Below are 19269 nucleotides of genomic sequence, written 5' to 3' on the forward strand. Positions count from 1 at the left end.
ATCCTATTAGTTTTTTTTATGAAGTTTTTTTATTGCAGCCGACGTTTTTATTTTCCCTTTGGATAGGAAGGCTTCATGGTTACTCTCTATCGATTTCAAGTCATATTCATAATTAACCATGATTCCCCACGAATCTGCAACGCCTCTGTCTGAGCTATTTGCCCATAAATTAATTTGTTCAAGATGTGCCCCATTCCCTAAATGAAAACGGGAAACGGGATCATAAGGCCCACCTTTTTTATGCTTAGCTTCAAGCAAGTACTGGCAAGCAAGTCTGTTTATCAGGGCATTATTTTGGGTTTTATATTGTTCAGAGAACGCATTATTCTGCGCAGATAAAGAGTCAATTAATTGAGTCGTTTTTTCATCTAATTCAGGATGTGTATCAACCCACTTCCTTAATCCAGGTACTGGCGACATGGTAATAAACCTTTTCAAGTTAGGCAGCTCACGCTTTAACTCTTCAACCACCTGTTTAATTAAAAAGTTACCAAATGAAATACCTCTTAACCCAATCTGACAATTAGAAATAGAATAAAAGACAGCCGTTGTTGCTTTATTAGGGTCAAGCGTTTCTCTGTTGCCCGACAGTATCGACTCAATATTAGTAGGGGTATGATCCGTCAACGCAACTTCAACAAAGATGAGAGGTTCAGCCCCCATTGAAGCATGAAAAAAACCATAAAGTCGTCTGTCTTTTTCAGCGACACGTAAACGTAAATCATCCCATCCTTTTATCTCATGGACGGCTTCATAAGCGATAATCTTTTCTAGTACAACCGCAGGAGTCGACCAATTAATCGCTTGTAAGGTTAAAAATCCACGATTAAACCATGAGCTAAAGAGATGGCACAAATCATTATCTAAACTTTTTAAGTTTGGATTTTTAATACTTAATTTGATTAAATCTTCGCGCATGTTGACTAGAGCAGGCGTTCCTCCAGGGGCTCGATTAAGTTGTCTAATCAGTTGTTGAGAGGTAGGTTCAGAAGCAAAATGAATTAGCCTTGCTTCTTTATTTCCAGAGGAGTCTTTCCAATGGCTAATGGCGGTTTCTAAAGCGGCAATATCAACACCAAAGTCTTCAAATAAAGCTTCAAAAAAGATTAATTTATCTTCTTTTTTTAATAGTTGATAGTTATCTAATATTTCACGTGAAAGCGCTAGGCTGGTTGCTTCGCCGGTATTTTCTAATAATAACTGGCACTTTTCAGCAAGCGTTAATTCAACATCATTTGAAATCATGGTACTACCAATTTCCGTAACACGAGATAATAAATCTCCGATCAAATTTGTCCAATTAGCCATATCAATCTCCTATTAACAGTAAAGTTATTTATCGGCGGTCAAACGTATCGACTGTGCAGATAACTTAATATTAAGCTGTAAATTCCCTTCATTGATTAACCATCGTTTAATGGTAAATGTTCTCGCATTGTGGCTATGCATTGGATCATTTAGGGCAATTTGATTCGCTTCTTCTAACGATGAAGCCCTATAAATAATCAAACCACCTCCATCTAAATACTTTCCTGAAGCATCTGAAACGGGCCCTGCAAGCATGAGTTTCCCGGATGCTTCAAGCTCTTCTTGGTAAGCTAAATGTAATGGTAAATACTGTTTAACCAGTTCTAGATCACCTTGAGGTTGGCTTTCAATAATAAAGACTTCCATTGCGAGAGACCCTCGCTCTTTTGCTTCTTTTTTATACTCATCCCATGAAATCATTTTATCGTCTCCGTTTGATAAGGCATTTATTAAATAAAAATATCGATATTATTTGACACAACATTAAAACATCGTTAAAAGTTATGCAAGTGTTAATTTTTTGTAACAATGACGATTAAATAATCGTTTTAAACACATATAAATAAAACACGATTATTTATGCTCATCGCCTTAATTTTCACTCTAAAAAGTCAAAATTAAACATGCTAAAAATATAAATATATTTTTGTAAAAACAAAAACTTAAAATAGAAATTTCACTATTAAAAAATAGAAGGCTTATCCAACCATTGAATAAAGGACATGTCATGACAGATCTTAATGAAAATGAATTAGATGACTTAAATTTAGAGGTAGCAAGGGCTACAGCTCAGAAGAACGTTCGTGAATTACGTTTACGTAAACCTGTATTAGATAAAGATTCAATTGATGTCATTTTAAATAATGCACGCTCACACTATGCATGGTTAAACAAACCAGTTCCTAGTGAGTTACTCAAAGAGCTTTACAATATTGTGGCTAATGGAGCAACCAGCATGAACTGTAGCCCAGCAAGATTCTACTTCGTAACGTCAAAAGAAGGGAAAGATAAACTGGCAACATCATTAAAAGAGAAAAATATCGATAAAATGCGATCGGCACCTGTCACCGTGATTATCGCGCATGATTTGGCTTTTTGGGAAAAGTTACCTTTCCTATTCCCACATGAGGATCGTACTCCCCTATTTAGAGGCAAAGCTGAATATTGCGAAAGAACCGCTTTTTTGAATGGCACACTTCAAGGGGCCTATTTAATGATTGCTGCACGAGCGCTTGGTTTGGATATTGGCCCAATGTCTGGGTTTTCTAATCAGATTGTAGACGAACAGTTTTTCGCAGGTACGACCTTAAAATCCAACTTTTTATGCAATTTAGGCTACGCAGATGAAAATGCCTTATTTCAAAAACTACCTCGATTCAAATTTGAAGAAGTATGCACTTTCATTTAACAAAGAAAAAATGAACACGTTTTAATTATCTAGAGAGAGAACAATACACAAAGTCGACATTTACTATTAATAAAAAAATAAAAGGATGATCAATAATGGAATTTTCAAAAAAACTACATACGAAAAGCCTAGTCATGGCCATGACTGTTTTAATGTCTTTACCTGTAATGGCAACTGAAACGATTAAAGCGGTGGTCATCGATGGCTACCCAGCAAAATCAATGTGGGTACATGAATTTTCAAATTTTTTCATTCCTGAAGTAAATAAGCGACTTGCTAAAACTAATAACTACGCTATCCAATGGCAAGAGTCTTACGGTGGCTCAATAGTGAAACCTAAAGGGGTGTTGGAAGGTATAAAACTTGGATTAGGCGATATAGGTATTGTTACCACAATATTCCATAGCTCTAAATTACCAAGTCAATCTCTGGCTTCTGTGACCCCATTTATATCAAGTGATGCTCGCGTCGTTGCTAAGGCAATAGATGAAATAGCCAAAGAATACCCAACAATGCAAAAAGAGTTCGCGAAACAAAAGCAAGTATACCTAGCAACAGGCGTTGTATTAAATACCTATCAGCTCTATAGCAAAAAAGCAGTAACTACCGCTGATGATTTAAAAGGAAGTAAAGTGGCAGGTGCCGGTACTAACTTACGTTATCTACAAGGTATTGGTGGTGTTGCTGGCGTTAGGGGTGGACTAACAGATTTCTATAATATGCTTTCAACAGGATTAGTTGATCACGCTATGCTGTGGCCTGAAGCTGCGGAAACCTTCAAAATAGCAGAAGTGGCCCCTTATATGGCTGAAGTTGATTTTGGAGCGGTCAATACTAAAACAGTGACTGTCAATGAACGTTTCTGGAAAAAATTACCGGAAGAAGTAAAAGTAGTGTTACAAGATGTCGCCGTTGAATATCGAGATCACCTTGCAAACTTAGCAATGAATAGAGCACAAAAAAGCCGCGATGCCTATGTTGCAGCGGGTGGCACAATTGTGAAAATGTCTCCTGAAGCTCGAAAAGCTTGGGCTGATTCAATCCCTAATCTTGCAAATGAACTTGCAGAGACCCTCAACAAATCAGGCCAACCAGGCACTGAAATAATACGTGCTTATATCGATAAATTACGTATGCAAGGCGCAACGCCGATTCGAGATTGGACCATTGGTTTAAAGTAAAAACAAGTAATAACCAACATATCAATATGGGATCTCATTCATGTTTACTTTTTTAAAAATAGCGGTTAAACCGCTCTCACATATCACCGATAAAATCGCAATGGTAGCTAATACACTTGGCACACTAGTGGTTTTACTGCTTGTACTCGCAGTAAACTATGACGTCTTTGCTAGAGGAATATTTAACAATCCTTTTATGGGCGCTGTTGAAGTTGTGCAATTCTCTATGGTGCTAATTGTTTTTTTACAACTGCCCGATGTAATGCGCGTTAATCGATTAACACGTTCAGAAGGTTTTTTAATTGTAATGGAACCACGCTTCCCTACCTTTATCCGCTTTGTCAGAAGAGTTATCGATAGCGTTTCATCATTATTAATGATCTTAATTGCTATTGCGATTTGGCCTGAGTTCTTGGATATGCTTGACACTCAAGATTATTTTGGCGTACCGGGTGTTTTTACCGCGCCTTGGTGGCCAATAAAACTAACTATATTCTTAAGTGCCGTGTTATGCGCATTGATATTGCTTTTCAAGGTTATTTTAGGTGAAGACAAAGTTCACTTACCAACGTCGGGAGAAAAGCAATGAGCCCAATTGAAATTGGTTATCTCTCGGTTATTGCGATAATTATTAGCATCTATATCGGCTTTTATATTCCTGTTGCATTGAGCGTTATTTCTATCGTTGCAATTTGGTTATTAAGAGGAGATTTTGAGTTATCCCTTAACCTCCTAAAAGTCGCCGTATCTGATAGTGTCATGGAATATACCTTTGCCACTGTCCCCTTATTTACTTTTATGGGATTAGTAGTATCAAAAGCAGGAATGGGTTCCGATATCTATCAGGTGATGAATTCAGGCTTTAGAAAGGTAAAAGGAGGTATTGGAATGGCAACAGTCGGAGCAAATGGTATTTTTGCTGCGGTAACGGGTTCTTCTATCGCTTCAGCCTCGGTATTTGCAAAAGTGTCTGTACCACAAATGTTGAAATATGGTTATAGCAATCGATTTGCAGTAGGAGTTGTAGCTGGCTCATCTGTGTTGGGTATGATTATACCTCCGTCTGCAATGTTGATTATCTATTCATTTGTAGCAGAACAATCTGTTGGTGATATGTTTTTAGCTGGTGTAGTGCCAGGCTTGCTACTCACCTTCGCGTATATGGTCGCAATTTGGGTAATGGCTCGTTATTTTACTAGTTTTGTTGGCGATACGATTTCTACTGAAACAGAGTGGATGTCTTTCCGCGAAATTTTTCAAAAAACAGGCCCATTAATTGGATTGATCTCAGTGGTCTTAGGGGGGATCTACACAGGTTGGTTAACCCCAGTGGAAGCGGGTGCGGCAGGTGCGGCTTGTGGATTAATTATTGCTTTTTATAGAAAAAAAATGACGCTTCGTATGTTTTGGGAAGCGCTTATCGAAACGGGACATATAACCGCTTCTATTCTTTTTCTCATTACCGCTGCATCAATATATAGCCGAATGCTTGGACTAGCAGGGTTGCCCAATGAACTAGCAACAATACTGGCCGAAAATCAAATGAGCATATTCATGATCATGACGATTTACGTCTGCTTAATGCTCTTTTTAGGTACTTTATTGGATACATCATCCATTATTTTAATTGTGGTTCCATTGTTTTTACCTTTAATCGAACCATTAGGGTTGAGTTTAGTTTGGTTTGGTATTGTCACTGTTGTTGGCGCAGAGATAGGGCTACTCACCCCTCCTTTAGGTATAAGCTGCTTTGTTATTAAGTCCAGTTTAGATGACGATAGGATTAGCCTCAAAGATGTATTTATGGGGGCCCTCCCATTCGCATTTGTTATGTTTTTAGTACTGATATTGCTAATTAAATATCCTGTATTAAGCATAGGTATTCTAAATTAATAAAAAACTACTGTTGAAGTATAAGGATATATTATGAGAACCGTTACAGCTGAAAATATTACCGAGACTTTTATAAGCTACTTTGGTGATCAAACAGACCCTAGAGTTAAAGTACTCATGTCTGCGCTAGCAAAACACCTACATAACTTTGTTAAAGAAACAGAACTGACACATGATGAGTGGCGGCATGCACTGGAACTATTAAAATGGACTGGCGATATAACTACTGACTCTAGAAACGAGTTTGTTCTATTATCCGATGTATTAGGTATATCTTCATTAGTCGATATGATTAATACCCACCCTGTTGCCACCAGCTCAAGTGTTTTAGGTCCATTTCACATATCAGATGCACCACCGATGGAAATAGGGGCTGATTTTAAACGTCATTACGATGGTGAAGTCATATTAGTAGAAGGGACAGTGAGAGATATAGAAGGGAATGCCATTGCAGGTGCAAGTGTCGATATTTGGCAGACTGCCCCTAATGGACTCTATTCATCTCAAGATGATGAACAAGATATTCATAGTTTTCATGGTGTATTTACATCAGATGAAAATGGACGATATGCTTTTACAACAATCCGACCTGTTAGCTATACCGTTCCAAGTGATGGTCCGGTTGGTAAATTACTTGATGCCACAGGTCGACACCCTTGGCGCCCTTCTCATCTCCACTACATAGTTAATGCAGAGGGATTTCAAACACTCGTAACGGAAGTTTTTCCTGATAATGACCCTTATTTAGATCAAGATACTGTATTTGGTGTACGTGAAGATTTAGTCACCACTTATTTACCTCAAAAAGCAGGGACATTTCCTGAGCAAGGATTTGAATTATCGGGAAAAGTAGAAGGGGAATATTCTAAAATCGATTTTGACCCTATATTATTAGCCAAGTAAATAGTGGATAGATAACTTAATAGATTTCCAACAAACTACAAAATAAACATTCTTTATGATAGTTAACCTAATAGGCATGAAACTCTTATCAAAAATAAGGTGCCTATTAGGTATCAATTTTTAATTTCCTTAACTATTCCAAAACCATATATGCCTTGAATCTACCCAGTTCATTTAAGGTATAAATTGCTGTTTCCTTTTACGAAACTTACAATCAGGAAGTGTCCAAATTTACTGACCGCTATAGGGGGTTAACAAATATACTTTTTAAATGTCTAGAACAAAAAATAATGCTAATTTTTAGATAAGTCATCAATCTTGCGCATGGAAATCATTAACGAATGCTAATTATGCTTTTATTGTATGGAGTTACAGGAAATTAATGAGTTTGTCGTCGGAGTTGGTTTTTACTCGCTATCCAGCACTTATCGGTACCCTCTACTAACGCTTCTAAAGAGCCAACTGCACTTTAGTAATCTTTACCAAATCGACTGGCTAATGTTATCCAATTCGTTTCATCTAAGCTAGTTATCAGATAACGATACCTGAGATGGTGTGACTGCGTCATAACAACTACCTCTTAGCATGTAAAACCACATCACTAAAAAATCAAAGAGTAATTATTACCCGTCAAAGGTTTGGCGGGCAATGATCTGCCGGACACAGCGGCGCATTAGTGACTATTGTTGAGCGTAGAACGCGTTTTACAGTATCGACACGTATTGATGATAAATCAGAAAATACGGTCACTGCAGCAACACTTTTATTATTAAAACCATTTGAAGATGCAGTATTAACCATCACTGCTGATAACGGTAAAGAGCTCGCTTACCACGAAAAGTTAACCAGAAGTCTAAAGTGTAGCGTCTATTTGGCAGATCCCTACTGTTCATGGCAACGAGAACTAAATGAAAATACGAATGGCTTATTACGACGATATTGACCAAAATATATCGACTTCAAAGAAGTATCGAATGTGATAGTGAACGAAGTAATAGTCCAGCTCAATAATAAACCAAGAAAGAAATTAGATTACAATACGCCAGCCAAATTAATGGCTGACCATATCGCAGCTATAGTTGCTTAGTCGTTATGTGCTTCAGTGTTGAACCTGACTCTCATTAAAAGTGGGAATGTCACCATCTTTAGGCTGTTCTAATACTTTATTAGATAAAACCAATGTAGATGGGTCTGCTCCATTAGACGAATTTGCCGCTCCTCCGGTGACACAAAGAGCATAATTATAGCGACGAACTGTATCACCCTGTGGTCCATGCCCAAATTCAAAGACATTCTCATCGCTTGCAACTTTAGGATCGCTACGTTGTGCACCAGCACCATGTACATCAATCCATTCTTCGGCTCTTCTGTCATAACCCATGGCACGGCCAAAAGAAATATAAGTTGCAGCTGCGACATCATGCGGATAACTGATTAGCGTTGTGCTACTCCAGTATTGTCCATAATCTTTTTGTCCGGCTTCATTAGTGATTGGGGTCAAGTTGAATAGTGGATCAATCGTCGCACTGTTTGTCGTGTCTGGGGAACGACTGTAATCAACTAGAGTGTGAAGTTCCTTTATGTTTGGTAAGCGCCATTTATCTGTACTACCAACTGAAAGTGCTTCACAATAGTTAAGTGCATCACCAAAACCAAGTGCTTTCCCGTTATCATTTTGTGTCCATGTTAAACCAGTAGCTTTATCAGTAATGGTTTTATCACCGTTTTCAACATACTTGTTAGTACCGTATTCTGTGTTACCACGTACAAATTGTGCAAAGTAACCACCAGCCGGACTATCATCGAGTCCGTAACATTTAATGCGACCGTCAGAAAAGTTAAAACCAAAGAAACAACTCATATCACCATAAACGTGTGAAACATAAACACTACTAGTTAACCATTGTGAATCGATCACACGTTGACCACCATTTTTATCTCCATAAAGGAAAGTAAAGTAATCGTCATCAATCAATGGCCATAATCCCTCAACATCGCTGCTATTAGCCATACTTGCATCAACACCGCTAAATTGTGCTAATGAATAAAGCTCTTTAATCGTCGGTAACCGCCAATCGTCGTAACCGGCGAAGCTGTAGGTTTTTAATTTTTCTACCGTTTCGCTGTAGTATACTTTTTCACCAGCATCTTTGATCCACATTAGGCCAGTATTAAGGTCAGTGACCGTGCCATCGCCATTATCTTGATAAGCAGCTTGTAAGCCATCATATTGTGCATCTTGTCCTTGAAATTTTGCTTCTCTTCTAGCTACAAATTTTTCTCTGAATAAAGGAGATGAAATTTTACTGTATGGTTTGTATTCATGAAATATTTCTACATCATCAAAATATTCAATTAGTGTATCTGGAGTGTAGGGAAGTGTTTTCCCTCTAAATTGGTATTTAAAGCCTTGAGGTTGGCTTCCATAACTTTTAATTGCATCATTATATTCATGATGAAAACAGGCATCGAACTCCAGTGTACTTTCACACATAACCACATCACTAATTTTTGTACTAGCAAATTTGAATACATTTTTTATTCAGAGATGTTTTTCGTAAATTTTGTATATACACAAAACAAACCTGATTGTTTTTTATACAATTAAGTATGTACTAGTTTAAAAATAAAACAATTTGTCAGACTATGATTATAATTAACAATAATCTATTGATTTATAAAACCATTTTTTTAATTAGATTACTATTTTTTATGTCAATGTATGGTTTAAATTTGTCAAAGTATGGTTGTTTTATGTCAAAGTATGGTTGTAGCGACAAACAATGTCGCTACAACCATAAGTTGACATAAACACTAACTAAATAACAAGGGGTTATCAGAATAACAACACCATTCTATGACATAAAAAACAACCATAAGCTGACATAAAAATTCAATCGGTATTATAGTAAAATTCCAAATGTAGTTTTATTACAAAATTCAAGAACCCCTCTCTTTAAGAAAATATACAAAAACACCTCTTATATCATTATCAACATAAGAGGTGTTTAACTACCTTTCCGGCAGATTTTGCTTAACATAAACATCAAAACGATTTTTTTTATTTTCAGCTGCCTATACGGCAGTTCACGTTAAAATAAGCCCTTGCGGACATTTGACGATATTTTCAGCTGCCTATACGGCAGTTCACTATAAAAATATCAAAAAACATTCACAAAAATCAAGCTATTAATATACCAAATACTAATTTACCTTAAATATATAAAGACAAATAAATCCTAGTATTATCAGTCTGTTAAAATACCAGTAAAATAAAGGGTTAAATGTCGGTAATTAAAGAAGATAAGTCTGGTACGGTTCCACTGAACTTTTCATTTGTTGCAAACCCGTATAGACTAAAATAAGGTTTATTTTGTATTTCTACATTTTCTCTTTGAATATGAATTATGAATTCTTGTTGGTTACTATTACTACTCATTAAAATACAATGAAATTGTTCAAACTCCTTAACTTCAAGATTAACTTTAGGTTTAAACTCTTCTCCCCTAGCTATTGCTCGCTTTTGATGTCGTTTTAAACGCCTTTTATGATCCCCTATAAAACGTTTAGCGATGGCTTGATTACGTTTAAACTTATACTCTTTACAACACTCAGGTACTAAAGTCACAGGATCTAATTGAAAAAAACCACAATCAGACATATCGACAAAATAAGACTGTTGTTTTAGTAATCTTAAAACATCAGGATCTGAATGAATAAAAGCAATAGTATTACCAATTGTATCGCTAGACCAACTAGGCAATGATACTCCAACACCTTGGATATTTTGTCTACATATAAAACCATGCATTATAGAAATACAACGACCAAGTAATAATGCAGAGTTCGCTTCTTTAGGTAAAAAATGCACCATAAAATAATATCTTTTCATATTAATCTTTCTTTTTAAGTGCTGGTTTCTTTTTCGATTCAGCTTTTTTTTGGAACATTCCGCCTTTTATGAATACAGAAAACAGATAATAAACATTAGGAGAGATATCAAAAGATTTTTTCGTATGTGATTCATTCAAATTAGCTACGTGCGACTCACAATTAGCAAGTAAAGAATAAAAGTTAAGTTCAGATTCAGCATTGCGACGTGTTATCCCTAATTCTTTATCAGCGCCATACTCATGGACACGTAGCCTTTTCAAAGCATTGCCTTCCCACCAATCATCAATTAATTGTAAAGCTGCACCTATTTTTACAGAGTTGAAACTAACGGCATAACGACCGTCGATACACTTTGTTTTTACGAATAATTTTGATGATTCCCCCTCGTTAGCCTTATTAGCCAATACTTGACTTGGATACACTTCTTGGCAGAAAGCTGTTTCTATTTTTGCGGTTATATCAGCAATCCAATATATTCGAGGGTCGATTAAAGCTTTCTCTACTTCATGACTTAACTCATCTAATACTTTTTGTTCCGCTTCTTGCCAAGTACTTTCCCATGCAAGGTGACGAGTGTTTTTGATAATATAAGAACTACCTGAACTTGTTTTGATCTCTATTTGTGTATTACCAGTATTTTGGTTTCGCCACAACCACGTGCCTAATAAAAGGTTCTTACAATAACGATTCGCCAGTTCTTTATAACCACCACAATCTTTAAATTTAAGAGCAAACTCTTTAAGCAATAAAAACACTGCAGGATCACTACAACTAGATGGTTCAAGTGAATTAGCTTGTACTCTTAAAGAGAACCGGCAATAAAGGAATTGAACGTTAGGAGGAACATAACACTCTTCAAGTGTTAATAGATTAATATGAGTTAAGTCTTGGGGTGCTAGGCTCTTAGGTTTAAATTGAGGATTAAATGCTTCTGTAAAACCTGCTTTAGGCCCTCTAATCCGACTAACTTCAGCCTCAAGAGGGACAAAATCAGAATCAGAGGTTTTATAAAAAAAGACTGCCTTTCCTGGAAATAATGAGCGGTCATATTTTAATATATTACATATTTCCATAAGGCACCTTTAATTTAAATTCTTTTCATAAGCATAAACCTTTCTTGAACATCTAACATCCAAAAAGATTTATTAAAGTACTTTTGGGGGCCTTGAAGCCTTATATCAATCGAACTTACAAACTCGACAATACCTAATGCGGGTTCAGCATAACAATGTAGAGGCTCAAGTGAATTACCTCTTGATTGAGGTTTATCAAGTAAAAGAAAACCGAGCATAGTTGGGGATAATTCAGAATTAGTTTTTAGTAAAAATAAAAGATCGTTTAAATCATTAATGGGGTAATTTGTAGGCATCACCCATCGACCAGATAATGGTAACCTCCGAAGTTGCTTAAATAACAACTCTTCGTCACTATATAAATCACACCATTTATTAACAGTATCTAATTCGGGTTGAAGCATGACACCGCCAGCTAAGTTATTAGGAAATGCCGACCTTAAAAGATCTAAATTGCTATCCAAACATATAACGTCATCCTCCCAACCATCAATATGAACGACTAGATCAAATTGTAAGTCACAATATTTATTATCAATAATACCAGGCCTTCTAAACTCATTACCTTTGACTCCTTGCATTCCTAACTCTGGTAATTTTTTACCTGCCACATAAGAAAAACTTTTAATAAACCATGAAAAAGAAGTAAATCTAAGTTGAGTTCCAAGTATTTTATTCAATTGCCTTTGATATCGATGAAGCATTCCCCACACGGCTGTTAATGATGGAACACCTGCGCAATAAGGGTTTGACAAAGCTTGAGCATCAAAAACCCTAATCCCTTTTAAATATAAATATCGTTGAAACTTATCTTCATTACCATCATGTAAAGCTTGATCTCTTTCTTTTGCAATACCATTTAAAAGCCACTTTAAACTATTCTTAAAAACGTCCATTAACCGTTGGTTAAAAGCATACTTTTGAACCTTAACCAAGTTCGATAACATAATATTCAATGAACGAAATAATGGAAAAACTAATTCAAGTAGTTGTTCATTAGAAGCAGTTATTACTTGATACTCTAACGTCTCTTTGCAATTTTCTAATAAACTTAACGAGCTTGGATGTTCAAGTATATCTTCGCGCCATTCCAAAACAGGGGCTAACCATCGAGATAATGCCTTTCTTACTTCTTTAATATTGATACATTTCTGTTGTCGACGCTGTTTTAATGTTAGCGCATTGTTCTTAAATAAAATGCCTTCTAAAGCATCAATAAACCGTCTTTCAACGATTGCATTCAAGTTAAAGACTGTATTTCCATTTAACAATTTTGATGATCGAGAATGCGTTAAACCATGTTCTGCTTTATGTGTGGTCGGAGGATAATTAAAAAAATTAACAAAACCACCAAGGGAAGAAACTAAGCTACTAACACTCGCTGGGCGCGTAAATTCAACATTAATATATTTTCCATTTCTTTGTAATGCAGCCTTTTGTACCTCACTTTGCATAACATGACTAACCACAGGAGTAACCGCTAAATAACCATCACGATAAGGAATTCTAACTTGAGGTGAATACCTATCAACCTTATTAGGAATAGACTTTACATTTAAATATTCATTAACCTGCTTGCATACTTTATTATATTCTTTAACAGGCATGCCAAGCTCTTGAAAACAAATTTTCCACTCCTTAGATGACATGGATAATATTGTGGCAAGGGATTGTACCTCCCCTTTCCAAGAGAAATAACAAGTAAATAAGTTTGCCTTATTTACTTGTGCAGAATTATGCGACCACCCTAAGGATTTTTTATAGTTAGCACTACTCACAACAGATCTTTTTAAAACAGGCGAAGCAACAACTAAGTTTTGCAAACTAACTCTAATATCAGGGTATTTTAAGTTATGCGTATGCAACCATTGCACTTCATTAATGCACATATCTAAATGAAGTGAATCATTCAATATTTTCTTAGCAAGCTTCTTATCAAGTAAGTCACCCACAAACTTTTTAGCATAAGTTAAATTCAGTAGAATAATTAACGTTTCTAACTCACAGCCAGTAATATCAATGACTTCTGTATAGGCATTAAATGCTTTTTTAAAAGCTTTATTTCGGACAGGAACACTCTCAATAATTAACAATTCTCTTAAATGCATACATTCACCATACTGATAGGTACATACGTGGAGATCTTTCCCCAAAACTTGACTTGTACTCAATCACTTCTCTTAAGAAGAAAATACCAACGCGAGGGTTAATACGCTGATGCATCTTAGCCCTAAAAGCAGAACGTAAAATACCATCTTGATATAACCTATATACCTGATCATAAGTTGTACCTAATAACAAAGCAGTCTCAGAAATACTGACAAGCATATCGGCTACATTGGCCTTTTTAGATTTAGGGTTGAGTTCTACCAAGTTTTTCAAATACACAAATAATGTACTTTGAATAAAATGAGGGGCATCGTTAGCTTGATAGGGTAATGACGTAAGGAGATCCCGATAAATAAAGTTAAATGAGGTTCGGTTAAATAAATCGATTAACTTAATTTCTGCATTTACAGTTAAATGGTCGAGCTCTTCATAAATATTAGTGGGCCATTGGTCAAAGAATTCGACAACATAGCTTAAACAAAACATATCTTGTTTAGAATATCTTTTTTGATACCAAAGTAAGGTAGAAAATTTTTGATGGAGAGAGCTAGTTTGAAATAATAAATGTTGTTCAGACGCTTCACCTGACAGCAACAGTTTCAATAATTCAGCATCCTTTTCATACTTAATAGAAACTATTGTTTTAGATAATTCAAAACCACATGAACAATGAGTAATTGATTCATTTTCAATATAATTAATTAAAGATGAGCACTCAGGACATTTAGAAATTAAAGAACAATTATGCTTGGTACAAACATTAACCCATTTTAAATGCCAACTTTGCTTTATATAAGCTTCTTCGGCTAAGCAATGAGGGCAAACAGGGATACTACTTTTCCCATCTTCTCCATCATATCGAATAAATGATAAAGGGATATCTACCCCATCACGATATACAGCCACAGCGTCATTAAATTTTCTATCAGATTTCAAGAGAGCAAGTTTTTGCAATTCGGTTGGAGGTAAATCTAATAATTTTTCGATTAAGCTTATAGCCCGCATTCTAAAATGACTATTATGTTTAGCGTGATAAACATTTAGTCTTTTTAGGTCAACAGGAAAAGCGCCATGGGCTTCAAAGTCAAGCTCGTGAAGCTCTTCTCTAATCGCAAGACTAAGGTCCTGATAAGAATCAAAAAAATTTTCTGAAACTATTCGTAATAAGTAACTCTCTAGTGATTCATCGCAGAATGGACGAGCCTTGGGAGAAAATAAAAAAGCCATGAACACCTCTAAAACTTAGAAATACTAAGTTAAAAGGTAAACCATCAAACTCAAATTGCAAGCACTTATAACCATGTGCCACTATTTTTGGCCTGTAGTAATAACTTTTACGCGGTATATTTTCAATACAACTAACTGGCGTTCAGCTTCGCTTTTTAAAATAAAAGCACTTAATAAATAGCCACCTCGATTATATTAATAAACATCTTTTAAGCGCTGTATTAATAAAGCTAAAATTGAAGATTCTAATTTAACATCCAACCGTACAGCGACTATTTCTTGTAACTTAACAGCTGTTGTGATGTATTCAACTTGTTCGTCAAATGAAAAGCGAACCCAGTTTTTTGAATGTTTCTTCCCGTTGTGACTCTTTAATAATAACTGTAAATTATCTGGGTGGTGTTTTCCTGGTGAATCTGGATTTAATAGTGCTTGTGAATGATCAACTTCAAAATCTAATGAGAAATAGGTTTTTATTTGTTTAGAAATAGCTTCTAGCTCATCAATTCTATAAAGCTCATGAGTCGTTAAAGATTCAATATGGTGTCTAATAATATCGTGACGCTTTAATGGGGCTACGTCTTCCTCAATATCTTGATCTAAATGATCTGTTCGTTCTTCTTGGCTAATATAACGAACTTTTTTAGGACGCTCAGATATATCTACTTCAATATTTGCAAAACCACCCGCCGAAAGTCTTGAGCTAATCCGAGCAGCAATTTCTCTTAATCCAGTTGTATCATTTTTTTGATTAAGCGCATCCTCTTCAGCTTTTTCAGAATATCAGGATAGATATCAGCTACTTTTACAGCCCACTCAGAAACAGTAAGCCAATCATTATGATCTTCAATAGCCCTTAAATATTTTTCATGTACTCTCATCGATATTCCTTTTCGAAATGCTATTAAGCACTCACACTTCTCGCCTTAACCGCCTCTGCTTGCTCAAATATCTCTTTATAAACCTCATCACGGCTTACCGGTGGGTAACCAAACTTGGCTAGTATTAATATCAACTCTACCTTTAAAGCCGCTTTGATATCATCACGGTGATTCCAGTCTGTAAACTTAGCTTTATTATCGACAATAACTTTTACCGCTTTAGCCAGCTCAATGAGCTTGTCTTCTGGATAATCAAAATCATAACGAACAGCTAGCGTTTTTAGTGCATCATAAAAGGCTTTCTCTTCTATATTGATGCCTAATTCATCGCCTGCATTCATTTCATCACGAACGCCGTAGATTAGGTCAACCATGCTGTCAGAAAACTCTTCTAAGACTTCACTCACTAATACATCATCTTCTTTACGTTCGTTATAGCGTTCAACTAATGCTTCAAAACGTTTGGTGAAATCAGTGCCTTGTACTTGGTTTACTTTTTTTAATTCGCCAATCGCCTTAGCTAGCAATTGTTGTAATATCTTAATTTTAGTATTTGGGAGCTTAATCTTTTCAATCTTAGCAAGGTAGTCATCATTGAAAATATCGATTTCACCACCGTTTTCATTGCCTAGTTTAAAGATCTCTTCTACACCATCACTTTGTAATGCTTCAGAGATCATTTCACGTACCTTGGCATTCATTTGTGCGGCATCGGGCACTTCGCCAGTACTTAGTTTAAAAACAATAGAACGAATCGCTAAATAGAAGTGGATGTGATTACGTTCGTTTTCATTAATTTTTTCACTACCACAACAAACGTCATAAGCCGCTTTTAAGCGTTTCACTATATCGATAAAACGTTTTCTACGCTTTTCCGTTGCTAATACAAATTCAGCCGCATGATTTAAACAGTTTAATTGTGCGACTGCTTGGCCAGTAAAGTACGGAGCAGAATCGAATGTATGGAAAGCATCTCTTAACAAAGCGAGATGATTTTTAACTTCAATAATAGAGGCTTCAACATCTTCAAAATTAGTTTCATCGGTTTTAGAATATTGCGCCAAGGCTTTATTCATGGCTGATTTAATACCAATATAATCAACTACCAAGCCTTTATCTTTACCTTCAAACTGACGATTAACACGAGAGATAGTTTGAATTAAACTGTGTTTTTGAATGGGTTTATCGATATACATAGTATCTAAAAATGGCACATCAAAACCGGTTAGCCACATATCAACCACGATTGCGATTTTAAAGTTTGAGTTCTTATTTTTAAACTGTGTATCTAAAGCTTTACGTTGGTCTTTTCCACCAAGTAAGTGATACAAACGTTCTACATCATCTTTACCACGGGTCATGATCATTTTCACCCGTTCAGAAGGTGCGGCAATACGCCCTTCGCTTATCGCACGCTTGCGTTCGATATCAGATAACTCACTGGCATTATCTGTATCTACTTTTTCAAACCAAGCTGGGCGTAACGTTTCGAGCTCTTGGTATAGTTGATAAGCAATACCACGAGAGCTACAGACAAACATTGCCTTTCCTGCGACCGTAGAGCCTTCTTCAACACGTTTTTCATAATGCTCGACAAAGTCTTTTGCTATTGCACTAATGCGGTCGGGGTCGCCTAATATCGAATTCATATTAGCCGTTGCTTTTTTACTCTCTTCTATCTGTAATTCGTTACTGCCGACTGCTTCACAGTCTTTATAATATTGTTCAATCTCTTTTAGCTTACTGTTATTCAAGCAGACTTTAGCGGCACGTCCTTCGTAAACAATGCGCACTGTAATTTCATCTTTTACCGATTCCGTCATAGTGTAAGAATCAATAACCTGGCCAAACACATCTAAGGTTGCATCAACCGGTGTACCGGTAAAACCAACATAAGTCGCATTAGGTAAAGAGTCGTGTAGGTATTTTGCAAAGCCAAAAGTTTTCTTAACGCCTGTTTCTGTCACGGTCACTTTTTGATCTAAATTGACTTGGCTACGGTGCGCTTCATCGGAAATACAGATAACATTGCAGCGATCCGTTAATAGCTTGGCATCTTCGGTAAATTTATGAATAGTCGTTAAAAACAAACCACCACTGTTACGATCTTTTAATAACGCACGTAAATGGCTGCGGCTAGTGATAGTGGTAATAGTATTGTCACCAATGTAGGTTTTAGCATTACCAAACTGTTGTGATAGCTGGTCATCTAAATCGGTTCGGTCAGTGATTAAAATAATCGTTGGGCTTTTGAAATCGACACTTTTCATCAACAAGCGTGATAAAAACTGCATGGTATAGCTCTTACCACAGCCCGTTGCACCGAAGTAAGTCCCCCCTTTACCATCCCCCAATGGTTTTTGATGCACTTTGATATTTTCAAAGAGCTTCTTTGCCGCATAATATTGTGGATAGCGCGGTACAATTTTTATCTCTTTTTTGCTCGTATCAGGGAAAAAGACAAAATGGCGCATCACTTCACGTAAACGCGCTTTATCAAACAAACCTTGAAGCAGTGTATGTAAGGAGTTTATACCATCTTCTGCAACCAACTCTTGGCCAGTCACCTTTCCCCAAGAGTAAAAGAATTGATAAGGGGCAAACAAGTTTCCCATTTTATTATTCACGCCATCACTGATCACACACAGGGTATTAAATACAAACAATTGTGGAATATCACGACGATAACGAATCGTTAACTGTTCAAAGGCTTCAAATATTGGGGCTTTTTCGCGTATTGCACTTTTAAATTCAAACACAACGAGCGGTAAACCATTGATATACAAAATCGCATCAGGAATACGTTTTTCACCTGTTGCGCCAACAATCTCTAACTGGCTAACGACTCGGTAAATATTCTCATCATCTGTTATTTTATTGGCTTTAGCATCTGCTAAATAAGCCACATTATCTTCGGCTACCTTTAACGTTTTTTGATCAACTACAGAATCAACAACCGCAGCATCAACCAGATCAGGAAATAACGACTGCCTAACGCTCATTTCTACATTGTCGTAATCAAGCAGTTGAATATACAAATCTTTTTGAGAAGCACTGCCCGCAGTACTAGCAGATTCACGCTTTAATAAAAAACCATCGCTCAGCCACTTACAAAACGTTTTGTTACTGTCATATAAATCACTGGCAGGCAGGGTTTCTAGCTTACGAATAATCGATTCAATTTCACCGTCAGTAATTCCCGAAGATTGATAGCGTTTTACTAAAAAAGCTTTTAAATCCGCTTTAATTAACACCTCAGATTGAGCACGCACACCATCGACTAATAATGGATGCTCTCCACCTTTATTGTGTGGGTAACCTTGCTCGCCTAACAGCTCAATAATCGCTTCTTCTAACTTGGCTTCAGTGAATTTCATTCAATTAATACTCTT

14 protein-coding genes and 1 pseudogene are annotated in these 19269 nt (G+C 36.3%); 6 read left to right on the forward strand and 9 right to left on the reverse strand.

Translation table 11 applies throughout. The annotated features are described in order from the left end of the window. Positions 1 to 6: 6 nt before the first annotated feature. Together AC0L3W_RS08915 and AC0L3W_RS08920 are read right to left on the reverse strand one after the other, a co-directional pair. Positions 7 to 1308 carry a malonyl-CoA decarboxylase gene (locus AC0L3W_RS08915; protein WP_409439137.1) on the reverse strand — a complete coding sequence of 434 codons (1302 nt, stop codon included), beginning with the start codon at positions 1306 to 1308 and terminating at the stop codon, positions 7 to 9. Between the two features lie 24 nt (positions 1309 to 1332). Continuing rightward, positions 1333 to 1728, reverse strand: a complete 396-nt coding sequence (locus tag AC0L3W_RS08920; protein ID WP_409439136.1) for a YciI family protein — start codon at positions 1726 to 1728, stop codon at positions 1333 to 1335. Between the two features lie 307 nt (positions 1729 to 2035). Here AC0L3W_RS08920 and AC0L3W_RS08925 point away from each other — a divergent pair, with 307 nt between their 5' ends. The 6 genes and pseudogenes from AC0L3W_RS08925 to AC0L3W_RS08950 form a co-directional block, all read left to right on the forward strand. After that, positions 2036 to 2716: a malonic semialdehyde reductase gene (locus AC0L3W_RS08925; RefSeq protein ID WP_409439135.1), complete on the forward strand. Its 681-nt coding sequence runs from the start codon at positions 2036 to 2038 to the stop codon at positions 2714 to 2716. Between the two features lie 95 nt (positions 2717 to 2811). After that, complete coding sequence (locus AC0L3W_RS08930) at positions 2812 to 3897, forward strand: C4-dicarboxylate TRAP transporter substrate-binding protein (RefSeq protein WP_409439134.1); 1086 nt, start codon at positions 2812 to 2814, stop codon at positions 3895 to 3897. A gap of 40 nt (positions 3898 to 3937) precedes the next feature. After that, entirely contained in the window at positions 3938 to 4486 is a 549-nt protein-coding gene (locus AC0L3W_RS08935; protein ID WP_409439133.1) for a TRAP transporter small permease subunit, read from the forward strand. Further along, positions 4483 to 5790 (forward strand): TRAP transporter large permease, encoded by a 1308-nt coding sequence (locus tag AC0L3W_RS08940; RefSeq protein ID WP_409439132.1) that lies wholly within the window; start codon positions 4483 to 4485, stop codon positions 5788 to 5790. The genes AC0L3W_RS08935 and AC0L3W_RS08940 overlap by 4 nt, the downstream gene beginning before the upstream one ends. Before the next feature lie 33 nt (positions 5791 to 5823). Then, positions 5824 to 6693 (forward strand): dioxygenase family protein, encoded by an 870-nt coding sequence (locus tag AC0L3W_RS08945; protein WP_409439131.1) that lies wholly within the window; start codon positions 5824 to 5826, stop codon positions 6691 to 6693. Positions 6694 to 7351: 658 nt separating this feature from the next. Then, positions 7352 to 7780: pseudogene (locus AC0L3W_RS08950) on the forward strand (IS30 family transposase); the annotation flags it as partial. Positions 7781 to 7792: 12 nt separating this feature from the next. Here the strand turns inward: AC0L3W_RS08950 and AC0L3W_RS08955 are convergent. The 7 genes from AC0L3W_RS08955 to AC0L3W_RS08985 form a co-directional block, all read right to left on the reverse strand. Next, a complete protein-coding gene (locus AC0L3W_RS08955) occupies positions 7793 to 9187 on the reverse strand; it encodes an Lcl C-terminal domain-containing protein (RefSeq protein ID WP_409439129.1) in 1395 nt (464 codons plus the stop codon). A 786-nt stretch (positions 9188 to 9973) separates the two neighbouring features. Then, positions 9974 to 10585: a type I-F CRISPR-associated endoribonuclease Cas6/Csy4 gene (cas6f, locus tag AC0L3W_RS08960; protein WP_409439128.1), complete on the reverse strand. Its 612-nt coding sequence runs from the start codon at positions 10583 to 10585 to the stop codon at positions 9974 to 9976. Between the two features lies 1 nt (position 10586). Next, the gene (gene csy3, locus AC0L3W_RS08965) at positions 10587 to 11660 is read right to left on the reverse strand and encodes a type I-F CRISPR-associated protein Csy3 (protein ID WP_409439127.1); all 1074 of its coding nucleotides are present in this window, start codon (positions 11658 to 11660) and stop codon (positions 10587 to 10589) included. A 14-nt stretch (positions 11661 to 11674) separates the two neighbouring features. Further along, positions 11675 to 13768, reverse strand: coding sequence for a type I-F CRISPR-associated protein Csy2 (locus AC0L3W_RS08970; protein ID WP_409439126.1), 2094 nt, complete (start codon positions 13766 to 13768; stop codon positions 11675 to 11677). A gap of 4 nt (positions 13769 to 13772) precedes the next feature. Next, positions 13773 to 14996: a TniQ family protein gene (locus tag AC0L3W_RS08975; protein WP_409439125.1), complete on the reverse strand. Its 1224-nt coding sequence runs from the start codon at positions 14994 to 14996 to the stop codon at positions 13773 to 13775. 725 nt (positions 14997 to 15721) lie between these two features. Beyond that, positions 15722 to 15877 (reverse strand): hypothetical protein, encoded by a 156-nt coding sequence (locus tag AC0L3W_RS08980; RefSeq protein ID WP_409439124.1) that lies wholly within the window; start codon positions 15875 to 15877, stop codon positions 15722 to 15724. Positions 15878 to 15900: 23 nt separating this feature from the next. After that, positions 15901 to 19254, reverse strand: a complete 3354-nt coding sequence (locus AC0L3W_RS08985) for a type I restriction endonuclease subunit R (protein WP_409439123.1) — start codon at positions 19252 to 19254, stop codon at positions 15901 to 15903. Positions 19255 to 19269: the final 15 nt, after the last annotated feature.

The organism is Psychromonas sp. KJ10-5, from assembly GCF_055808325.1.